The sequence below is a fragment of the Streptomyces sp. NPDC058741 genome (assembly GCF_042746715.1).
GTDB lineage: Bacteria > Actinomycetota > Actinomycetes > Streptomycetales > Streptomycetaceae > Streptomyces.
Window position 1 is genome coordinate 1 of sequence record NZ_JBHYQH010000083.1, and the last position, 11,493, is coordinate 11,493.

1 protein-coding gene is annotated in these 11,493 nt (G+C 76.6%); it reads right to left on the minus strand.

What is annotated here, in order from left to right; translation table 11 throughout:
* Positions 1-11,493, minus strand: an 11,493-nt coding sequence (locus ACFW6P_RS31705) for a type I polyketide synthase (protein ID WP_386425727.1), incomplete at both ends; no start/stop codon positions are given.

Genomic DNA, 11,493 nt, shown 5'->3' on the forward strand with positions numbered 1-11,493 from the left:
GAGAACCCCGTACCGTCCGCCGCGTCCGCGAACGCCTTGCACCGGCCGTCCGCCGCCAGCCCCTGCTGACGACTGAAGTCCACGAACAGACCGGGCGAGGCCATGACGGTGACACCCCCGGCGAGGGCGAGGTCGCACTCCCCCGCGCGCAGGGACCGCACGGCGAGGTGCAGGGCGACCAGGGAGGCGGAGCAGGCGGTGTCGACGGTGACCGCGGGGCCTTCGAGGCCGAACGTGTAGGAGAGCCGGCCGGAGACGACGCTGGCGGCGTTGCCGGTCAGCATGTAGCCCTCGAAGTCCTCGCCGGAGGCGGCGAGCATGCCGGTGTAGTCCTGGCCGTTGGTGCCGGCGAAGACGCCCGTGCGGCTGCCGCGCAGGGTGCGCGGGTCGATGCCGGCCCGCTCGAACGTCTCCCAGGCCATCTCCAGCAGCAGACGCTGCTGCGGATCCATCGCCACCGCCTCACGCGGCGAGATGCCGAAGAAGGCCGGGTCGAAGCCGCCCGCGTCGGTGAGGAAGCCGCCGGTGCGGGTGGAGACGGTGCCCGCCTTGCCGGGCTCGGGGTCGTAGAGGGCGTCGAGGTCCCAGCCGCGGTCGTCCGGGAAGGGAACCAGGCCCTCCTCGCCGTTGAGGAGCATCCGCCACAGCTGTTCGGGGGTGCGGACGTCGCCGGGGAAGCGGCAGCCCATGGCGACGACGGCGATCGGGTCGTCGTCGTCGGCGGACCGGCGCGGGGCGATGCCGGCGGCGGGTGCGGTGGCTTCGGCGACGTCGGCGACCTCCGCGAGCAGGAAGTCCGCGAGGGCGCGGCAGGTGGGGTGGTCGAAGACGAGGGTGCTGGGCAGCCGCAGGCCGGTGATGCGGTTCATGCCGTTGCGCAGTTCGACGGCGCTGAGCGAGTCGATGCCCAGGTCGGTGAAGGGGCGTTCGGGCTCCACGGCGTCCGCGGCGGGGTAGCCGAGGACGCCGGCCACGTGGCCGCGCACGATCCGCAGGACGGCGTCGGCCCGTTCGTACTCGGGCAGGGCGGCCAGGTGGGCGTGGAGCGAGGAGGTGTCGTCGTCGGGGCCGGTCGTCGGCCGTGCGGTGTCCAGGGCCGCACGGGCGGCGGGCAGTTCGTCGAGCAGGCGGCTGGGGCGGGGCGCCGTGAAGGACGGGGCGTAGGTGTCCCAGCGCAGGTCGGTGACGACCACATGGGTGTCGCCGAGGTCGAGGGCGTGTCCGAGGGCCTCGCAGGCGGCGGCGGTGTCCATGGGGTGGACTCCGTGGCGGCGCATGCGGTCCCCGGCGCTGTCGCCGACCATGCCGCCGTCGGCCCACAGTCCCCAGGAGACGGAGGTGGCGGGCAGTCCGGCGGCGCGGCGTTCGGCGGCGAGGGCGTCGAGGTAGGCGTTGCCGGGGGCGTAGTTGCCGAGTCCCGCGCCGCCGAGGACGCCGGCGGTGGAGGAGAACAGGACGAACGCGGAGAGGTCCAGGTCGCGGGTGAGGTCGTGCAGGGCGCGGGCGGCAAGGGCCTTGCCGCGCAGGACGGGGCCCATGCGGTCGGGCGTGAGCGAGTCGAGCACGCCGTCGTCGAGGGATCCGGCCGCGTGGAAGACGGCGTCCAGGGGCCGGTCGGCGGGCAGCTCGGCGAGCAGGCCGGCGAGGGCGGTGCGGTCGGACACGTCGCAGGCGGCGAGGGTGACCTCGACGCCGCGGCCGGCGAGTTCGTCGCGCAGCTCGGTGGCGCCGGGTGCTTCGGCGCCGCGGCGGCCGGCCAGCACGAGGTGGGTGGCGCCGCGGTCGGCGAGCCAGCGGGCGACGTGGCCGCCGAGGGCGCCGGTGCCGCCGGTGATCAGGACGGTGCCGCGGGGCTGCCAGGTCTCGGCGGGGACGTCCGCGCCGGGGGCGTGGACCAGGCGGCGGCCGTGGGCGCCGGTGGCACGCAGGGCGATCTGGTCCTCCTCTCCGGGGTCCGCGAGGACGGCGGCGAGGCGGGTGCCGGAGCGGGTGTCGAGGTCGGCGGGCAGGTCGATCAGGCCGCCCCAGCGGTCGGTGTGCTCCAGGGCGGCGACCCGGCCGAGGCCCCAGACGAGGGCCTGGCGGGCGTCCGGCGCCGGGTCGGACCCGGAGACGGCGACGGCTCCGCGCGTGGCGCACCACAGGGGTGCCTCGACGCCGAGGTCGCCGAGGGCCTGGACGAGGGCGAGGGTGGTGGCGAGTCCCACGGGGACGGCGGTGTGTACGGGGTGGTCGCGGGTGTCGAGGGCGAGCAGGGACAGCACGCCGGCGGGTCGTCCGGCGTCCGCGGCGGCGGTGAGGAGACCGGCGAGGGCGGCGCGGTCGGGCGCTGTGTCGGGCAGGGTGATCCGCCGGACGGTGCGGGCGCCGCCCGCGGTGAGGGCGTCGGCGACGCTGTCGGCGAGGGCGCCGTGCCCGGCCGGGGCGGCGGGGGTGACGAGCAGCCAGGTGCCGTCGAGGGTGGCCGCGGAGGTGTCGAGGGGGCTGAAGGCGACGCGGTAGCGCCAGGCGTCGGTGGTGGCGCGTTCCCTGCGGGTGCGCCGCCACTGGGACAGGGCGGGCAGGACGCTGCTGAGGGGGGCGTCGGCGGGCAGTTCGAGGGTGCCGGCGAGGCTCTCCAGGTCCTCCTGCTCGACGGTCTCCCAGAAACGTGCCTCCACGGAGTCGGCGGTGAGGGCGCCGCCCGCGGTGAGGCCGGCGGCGGCCTGTTCGCGGACGGCGGGCCAGTAGCGCCGGTGCTCGAAGGGGTAGGTGGGCAGGTCGGTGCGGGTGGCTCCGGTCCCGTCGAAGACGGTCTCGAAGTCGACGTCCACGCCGTGCACGTGCGCCTCGGCGAGGGCGGCGAGGAACTGCCGCAGGCCGCCCTGGTCGCGTCGCAGTGAGCCGAGGACGGCGCCGTCCACGCCGGCCGCGTCCAGGGTGTCGCGCAGCCCGACGGCGAGCACGGGGTGCGGGCCCACCTCGATGAAGGTGCGGTGTCCCGCGGCGATCAGGCCGCGCACGGCGTCCTCGAAGCGGACGGTCTCGCGCAGGTTGGTGTACCAGTAGGCGGCGTCGAGTCCGGTGGTGTCCTGCCAGTCACCGGTGAGCGAGGAGCGGAAGGGGATCTCCGCCTCGCGCGGGGTGATGCCGTCGAGGGCGTCGAGGACGGTGTCGCGGATCGCCTCGACCTGCGCGGAGTGCGAGCCGTAGTCGACGTTGACCTTGCGGGCGCGGACGCCGTCCGCGGTGAGGACGGCGTGCAGTTCGTCCAGGGCCGCCGCCTCGCCGGAGACGACGACGGAGGCGGGTCCGTTGACGGCGGCGACGGCGAGGCGGCCGGCCCACGGCTCCATGCGTGCGCGGGTGTCGTCGGCGGACAGCGGTACGGACATCATGCCGCCGGTGCCGGCGATGCGGGTGAGGGCGCGGCTGCGCAGGGCGACGACGCGGGCCCCGTCCTCCAGGGTGAGCGCCCCGGCCGCGCAGGCCGCGGCGATCTCGCCCTGGGAGTGGCCGACGACGGCGGCCGGGCGGACGCCGTGGGCGCGCCACAGGGCGGCGGTGGCGACCATCACGGCCCACAGGGCGGGCTGGACGACGTCGACGCGGCCGAGATCGGCGGCGTCCTTGCCGCCGCGCAGCACGGCGGTCAGCGACCAGTCGACGTGCGGGTCGAGCGCCTGCTCGCAGCGGTCGATCCAGTCGGCGAACACGGCCGACTCGTCGAGGAGTGCACGGGCCATGCCGGCCCACTGGGCACCCTGTCCGGGGAAGACCAGGACGGGTTCGGCGCCGCCGGGCACCGCGCTGCCGACCGGGACGGGCGTGGTGAGCGGCGTGTCCGCGGCGAGCGCGGACAGTGTCTCGTCGAGCCGCTCGCCGTCGTCGGCGAGGACGGCGGCGCGGTGGGTGAGGGCGGCGCGTCCGACGGCGAGGGTGTAGGCGACGTCGGTGAGCGGGGTTCCGGGCCGGGTGCGCAGGTGGGTGCGCAGGCGGGCGGCCTGGGCGCGCAGCGCGGCGGGCGTGCGGGCGGACAGCAGGACGGGCACGGCGGGCAGCACGGTTTGCGCCGCGGGGCGTTCGGGGACGTGGGGGGCCTGCTCGACGATGACGTGGGCGTTGGTGCCGCTCATGCCGAAGGAGGACACGCCGGCGCGGCGGGCGCGGCCGGTGTCGGGCCAGGGCTCTTCGTCGGTGAGCAGGCGGACGTGTCCGGCGCTCCAGTCGACGTGCGGGGTCGGGTTGTCGGCGTACAGGGTGCGCGGCAGGACGCCTTCGCGCAGCGCCATGACCATCTTGATGACGCCGCCGACACCGGCCGCGGCCTGGCTGTGCCCGATGTTCGACTTGAGGGACCCGAGCCACAGCGGCCGGTCCTCGGGACGGTCCTGGCCGTAGGCGGCGAGCAGGGCCTGGGCCTCGATCGGGTCGCCGAGGGTGGTGCCGGTGCCGTGCGCCTCGACGGCGTCGACGTCCTGCGGGGCGAGTCCGGCGGAGGCGAGCGCCTGACGGATGACGCGCTGCTGCGAGGGGCCGTTGGGCGCGGTCAGGCCGTTGGAGGCGCCGTCCTGGTTGAGGGCGGAGCCACGGACGACGGCGAGGACCTGGTGGCCGTTGCGGCGCGCGTCGGAGAGCCGTTCGAGGACGACCATGCCGACGCCCTCGGCCCAGCTCGCGCCGTCGGCGTCCGCGGAGAACGGCTTGCAGCGGCCGTCCTCGGCGAGGGCGCGCTGCCGGCTGAACTCGATGAGGGAGCCCGGTGTCGACATGACGGTGACGCCGCCGGCCAGGGCGAGTTCGCACTCCCCCTGGCGCAGGGACTGCGCGGCGAGGTGCAGGGCGACGAGCGAGGAGGAGCAGGCGGTGTCGACGGTGACCGCCGGCCCCTCCAGGCCGAGCGCGTAGGAGATGCGGCCGGACAGCACGCTCGGCGAGTTGCCGGTGCCGACGTAGCCCTCGAAGTTGTCGTCGGAGGCCGCCAGGATGCTCACGTAGTCCTGGTAGGTGACGCCGGCGAACACGCCCGTGGCGGAGCCGCGCGCCGCGTGCGGGTCGACTCCCGCGCGCTCCAGCGCCTCCCAGGTCACCTCCAGGAGCAGCCGCTGCTGCGGGTCCATGGCGAGGGCCTCGCGGGGGCTGATGGAGAAGAACGCCGGGTCGAAGCGGCTGGCGTCGTGCAGGAAGCCGCCCTCGCGGGTGTAGACGGTGCCCGGGTGGTCGGGGTCGGGGTGGTAGAGCCGTTCGGGGTTCCAGTTGCGGTCGGTGGGCAGCGGCGAGATGCCGTCGGCCCCGGCGCGCACCAGGTTCCACAGGTCCTCGGGTCCCGCGACGCCGCCCGGGTAGCGGCAGGCCATGCCGACGACGGCGATCGGGTCGTCGTCGACGGCGCGCCGCACGGTGGCGGGGGCGTCGGCGCCCGCGGTGCCGAACAGGTCGCCGGCGAGGTGCCGGGCGAGCGCCGCAGGGGTGGGGTGGTCGAAGACGAGGGTGGCGGGCAGGGTGACACCGAGGGCGGCGCTGAGGCCGTTGCGCAGTTCGACGGCGGTCAGCGAGGTGAGGCCGAGGTCGGTGAACGGGCGTGCCGGTTCCACCTCGTCGGGTCCGGCGTGGCCGAGGACGGCGGCGACGCGGTCGCGGACGGTGGTCAGGAGGGTGCGTTCACGTTCCGCGGCGGGCCGGGCGGCGAGGCGTTCCAGGACGCCGCCGGGGGGCTGGGTGCGGGCGGCCGCGCGGCGGCGCGCGGGCTCGCCGGCCGGGTCCGTCCCCCGGCGCCCGGCGGTCTCAGCCGTCTCCTGGCGGGTGACCGGGGTCGCCGCGGTGTCCGGGGCGGGGCGCAGCAGCAGGGAGCCGACGGTGAGGACCGGAGCGCCGACCGCGTCGGCGGCGGTGAGCGCGAGGGTGTCCGGGCCGGTGCGTTCCAGGCGGACGCGCAGGGTGGTGGCGCCGGTGGCGAACAACCGGACCGTGCCCGCGGAGAACAGCACGCGGCCGTCGCCGAGGCCGTCGAACGCGCCGAGGCCCAGCGGGTGCAGGGCCGCGTCCAGGAGCGCCGGGTGCAGGTCGTGGCGGGCGGCGTCGGCGGCCGCCGACTCGGGCAGCGCGACCTCCGCGTACACGGCGTCGTCGTCCTGCCAGGCGGCCAGCAGGCCCTGGAAGACGGGCCCGTAGTCGAGCCCGGCCGCCCGCAGCCTGGCGTACAGGCCGTCGGTGGACAGTTCCCGCGCGCCGGGCGGCGGCCACGCGGTGAGGTCGTGGTCCGGTACGGGTGCGGTCTCGGCGGTGAGGACCCCGGTGGCGTGCCGGGTCCACTCCGCGGTGGTGTCACCGGCGCGCCGTGCGTGCACGGCGAAGGCGCGGTCACCGCGGGCGTCGGGCGCCTCGACACGGATCTGCAGGGCGGCACCGTCGTGCTCGGGCAGCGTCAGCGGGCGTTCCAGGACGAGTTCGCCGACCTGCGGGCGGCCGGCGTGGACGCCCGCGGCCAGGGTGAGTTCGAGCAGCGCGGTGCTCGGTACGACGACGGCTCCGCCGACGCGGTGCGCGGCGAGCCAGGCCGTGCCGCCGCGTGCGGTGAGGCGGCCGGTGAGGAGCAGGGTGTCGTCGGCCGCGGACGGCACGACCGCGCCGAGCAGCGGGTGTCCGGCGGGCACGAGTCCGGCGGCGGCCGGGTCGCCGGAGGCGGTGGGCTCGATCCAGAAGGGCCGGTGCTGGAAGGCGTAGGTGGGCAGGTCGACGGAGCGGGCGCCGGGGGCGACGGCGTCGAGGACGGCCCGCCAGTCGACCTCGGTGCCGTGCGCGTGCAGGGCGCCGACGCCGGTCAGCAGCGTCTCCGCCTCGTCGCGGTCGTCGCGCAGCGTGGGTGCGGCGACGGGGGCCGTGCCCCGCCAGGCGCTCTGGGCGAGGGCGGTCAGGGTGGTGTCGGGCCCCAGTTCGAGCAGCCGGACGGTGCCCCGTTCCTCCAGGGTGGTGACGCCGTCGGCGAACCGCACGGCCTGCCGCACGTGCCGCACCCAGTATGCGGGGTCGGTCAGTTCGCCGGGCCCGGCGAGGCGGCCGGTGAGGTCGGAGACGACGGGGACGCGGGGCTCCGCGTAGGTCACGGAGGCCGCCACGGCGCGGAACTCCTCGAGCATCGGCTCCATGCGCGGCGAGTGGAAGGCGTGGCCGACCCGGAGCCGGGTCGTCTTGCGGCCCCGCGCCGCGAAGTGGGCCGCGACGTCGAGGACTGCCGCCTCGTCGCCCGAGACGACCACGGAGCGCGGGCCGTTGACGGCGGCCAGGCCGAGGACGTCCTCCCGCCCGTCGAGCAGCGGCAGCACCTCCTCCTCGGCGGCCTGGAGGGCGATCATCGCCCCTCCCCCGGGCAGCGCCTGCATCAGCCGGCCCCGTGCGGCGACGAGCCGGCAGGCGTCGGGCAGGGAGAGCACCCCGGCCACGTGGGCGGCCGCGATCTCGCCGACGGAGTGGCCGAGCAGGTGGGCGGGCCGCACCCCGAAGGACTCCAGCAGCCGGTAGAGGGCGACCTCGACGGCGAACAGCGCGGGCTGGGCGTACTCGGTACGGTTCAGCAGCTCGGCGTCGCCGCCGTACACGACCTCGGCCAGCGGGCGTGGCAGCAGGCCGTCGAAGTGGCCGCAGACGGCGTCGAAGGCGTCGGCGTAGACCGGGAAGGCCTCGTGGAGGCCGCGGCCCATGCCGGGCCGCTGGGTGCCCTGGCCGGCGAAGAGGAACGCGGTGCCGCCCGTGGCGAGGGTGTCCCCGGTGACGACGGCCGGATGCGTGGTGCCGCCGGCGAGCGCGCGGAGCCCGGCCAGCAGCGCTTCCCTGTCCCCGCCGGTGACGACCGCCCGGTGCTCCAGCGGGGCACGCGTGAACGCGAGGGCGTGGGCGACGTCGGCGGGGTGCGTGGCGGGCCGCTGCTCGACGTGGGCGAGGAGCCGGACGGCCTGGTCGCGCAGGGCGGGCGCGCTGCGGGCGCCCAGCAGCCACGGCAGGGCGGCCCCTGCGGTGCTCTCACCGGTGCGGACCTGCGCGGGGGGCGCGTCGGCCGCCGGGGCCGGTTCGGCGAGGATGACGTGGGCGTTCGTGCCCGACAGGCCGAACGCGGAGACGCCGGCCCGGCGGGCGCGGTCGCCCGCGGGCCACGCGACGTCGTCGTCGAGCAGCCGTACCCGTCCGCTGCCCCAGTCGACACGTGAGGACGGCTGCCCCGCGTGGAGGGTGCGCGGAAGGGTGCCGTGGCGCAGGGCCAGGATCATCTTGATGACACCGACCGCGCCGGCGGCGGCCTGCGTGTGCCCCAGGTTGGACTTGACCGAGCCGAGCCACAGCGGCCGCTCCTCGGGACGGTCCTGGCCGTAGGCGGCGAGCAGGGCCTGGGCCTCGATCGGGTCGCCGAGGGTGGTGCCGGTGCCGTGCGCCTCGACGGCGTCCACGTCCCGCGGGGACAGTCCGGCGGAGGCGAGGGCCTGCCGGATGACCCGCTGCTGCGAGGGTCCGTTGGGCGCGGTCAGCCCGTTGGAGGCACCGTCCTGGTTGACGGCGGACCCCTCGACCACCGCCAGCACCCGGTGGCCGTTGCGGCGCGCGTCGGACAGCCGCTCGACGACGAGGACGCCCACGCCCTCCGCCCAGCCCGTGCCGTCGGCGTCCTCGGAGAACGCCTTGCAGCGCCCGTCGGGCGCCAGGCCGCCCTGGACGCTGAACTCGACGAAGGCCCCCGGGTCGGCCATCACGGTCACTCCGCCCGCGAGGGCGAGGTCGCACTCGCCGGAACGCAGCGACTGCACGGCGAGGTGCAGGGCGACCAGCGACGAGGAGCAGGCGGTGTCGACGGTGACGGCCGGGCCCTCCAGACCGAGCGCGTAGGAGACGCGGCCCGAGACCACGCTGCCCGCCTGGCCCGTCAGCAGATGACCTCCGAGGCCTTCGGGCACCTCGGTCAGACCGGTGGCGTAGCCGGAGCTCCCGGCGCCGACGAAGACACCGGTGCGCGAGCCCTTCAGCGTGGTCGGGGCGATCCCGGAACGCTCCAGGGCCTCCCACGAGGTTTCCAGGACGAGCCGCTGCTGCGGGTCGAGGGCCTGGGCCTCCCGCGGGCTGATGCCGAAGAAGGCGGCGTCGAACGCGGAGGCCTGCGCCAGGAAGCCCCCGGCCACCGTGTCGCTCGCCTCCCGCAACGCCTCCAGGTCCCAGCCCCGGTCCTCGGGGAACCCGCCGACGGTGTCGCCGCCGGCGGCCAGCAGCTCCCAGAACCGCTCGGGACCGTCGATGCCGCCCGGCAGCCGGCAGCCCATGCCGACGATCACGACCGGGTCGGCGCCGGTGTCCCGCACCGGCACCTCGTGCCGCTCCTCCTCCGCACCGAACAGCGCGTCCCTCAGGTGGGCGGCCACGGCGAGCGGAGTGGGGTGGTCGAAGACCAGGGTGCTCGGCAGGGCCACGCCCGTCTCGGCGGTCAGGTCGTTGCGCAGTTCGACGGCGGTCAGCGAGTCGAAGCCCATCTCGCGGAAGGCACGTCCGACGGTGACGGCGCCCGGGTCCGCGTGGCCGAGCGCTGCCGCGGCCCGGCGGCACACCAGGTCGAGCAGGGCGGCGTCCCGCTCCTCCGCGGTGAGCGGTGCGAGCCGTTCGCGCAGCGCACCGCCCTCCCCGGCGACGGACGCCGGGGACACGGGGGCGGTGGGGGCGCCCGGGGTCAGGGCGGCGAGCAGCGGGCTGGGCCTGCCGGTGGTGAACGCGGGCACGAACCGCTCCCAGTCCACGTCGGCCACGACCACGGTGGCGTCCCGGGCAGCCAGGGCTCGGCCGAGCGCGGTCAGCGCGGCGTCCGGGTCGAGGGGACGCAGGCCGCGCCGCAGCAGCAGCGTTTCCGCCGCCTCGTCGGCCGCCATGCCGGTGCCGCCCCACGGTCCCCAGGCCACGGACGTCCCGGCCAGGCCACGGGCACGGCGGCGCTCGACGAGCGCGTCCAGGTACGCGTTGGCGGCGGCGTAGGCGGCCTGCCCGCCGCTGCCCCACACGCCCGCGATGGACGAGAACGTCACGAAGGCCGACAGGCCGCTGTCGCGGGTCAGTTCGTCGAGGTGGCCGGCGGCCTCCGCCTTCGCGGCCAGGACGGCCGCGAGCCGGTCGGGGGTGTACGAGGCGATGACGTCGTCGTCGAGGACGCCCGCGCAGTGCACCACCGCGTCGACGGGGTGCTCGGCGAGCAGCCGTGCGACGGCCTCCCGGTCGCCCATGTCGCAGGCGGCCACGGTCACCCGCGCCCCGCGGGACAGCAGTTCGTCCCGCAGGTCGCCGGCGGCCGGCGCGTCAGGACCACGGCGGCTGGTCAACAGCAGTTCGCGGGCGCCGTGTTCGACCATCCAACGGGCGACTCGCGCCCCGAGGGCACCGGTGCCACCGGTGATCAGGACACGCTCCGGCGCCGTCCACTCCGCCGTGGCGACGGGCCCGGGCGTGGCCACGAGACGGCGGGCGTAGGCGTCGCCGCCGCGTACGGCGACCTGGTCCTCGCCGGAGGCGGCGAGTACCGCGGCGGCCCGGGCGAGCGAGCGCCGGTCGGGCCGTGCGGGCAGGTCGACAAGGCCGCCCCACGCGTCCGGGCGTTCCAGCGCCGCGACCCGCCCGAGGCCCCACACGGCGGCCCGCTCCGGCTCGACGACCGCCTCGGTACCACCGCCCACGGCGACGGCACCGCTGGTCACCAGCCACAGCGGGGCCGTGAGCCCCGCGTCCGCGTGGGCCTGCACGAGGGCGAGTGCGGCGTCCACGCCCGGCAGACAGGACAGCACACCGGCCAGCGGCTCCGGTCCGGCGCCCGCTCCCCGCAACAGTTCGGTGAGCGCCTCACGCTCCGTGCCGGCAGCGCACTCCACGCGCTCGATCCCCGGCACGAACTCCTCGACACCGGGCAGCGCCGCTCGGTGGCCGGACTGGAGCAGCAGCCACCGCCCGGGCACCGTACGGCCGTTGACCGGCTCCAGCCGGTCCCACCGCACGCGGTAACGCCAGGAGTCAACGGTGGTGCGCTCGACCTGGTCGCGACGCCACGCGGACAGTGCGGGTACGACACCGTCCAGCACATCGTCGTCGAGGCCCAGCACACCGGCGAGTCGCTGGGTGTCGCCCTGGTCCACGGCGTTCCAGAACGCGTCCTCCCCGGCCGTCGTCACCGATCCCGAACCGGTCGCGGCGTCCGCACCACGGCGCGGCTCGGGCCAGTACCAGGAGCGCTGGAAGGCGTACGTCGGCAGGGGCGCGGGACGCACCCCCGCGAACACCGTGTCCCACCCGACGGGGACCCCGGCCGCGTGCAGCGCGGCCACGGCCGCGTACAGCGCGTCGGCCTCGGCCCGGTCCTTGCGCTGGACGGGGCGGCAGACCGCACCCTCGGCGTCACCGAGCGCCGTGCGGGTGAGGGCGGTGAGGGTGCCGTCGGGGCCGATCTCCAGGAACCGGGTCACCCCCTGCGCGGTGAGGGTGTCGACGCCGTCGGCGAAGCGGACG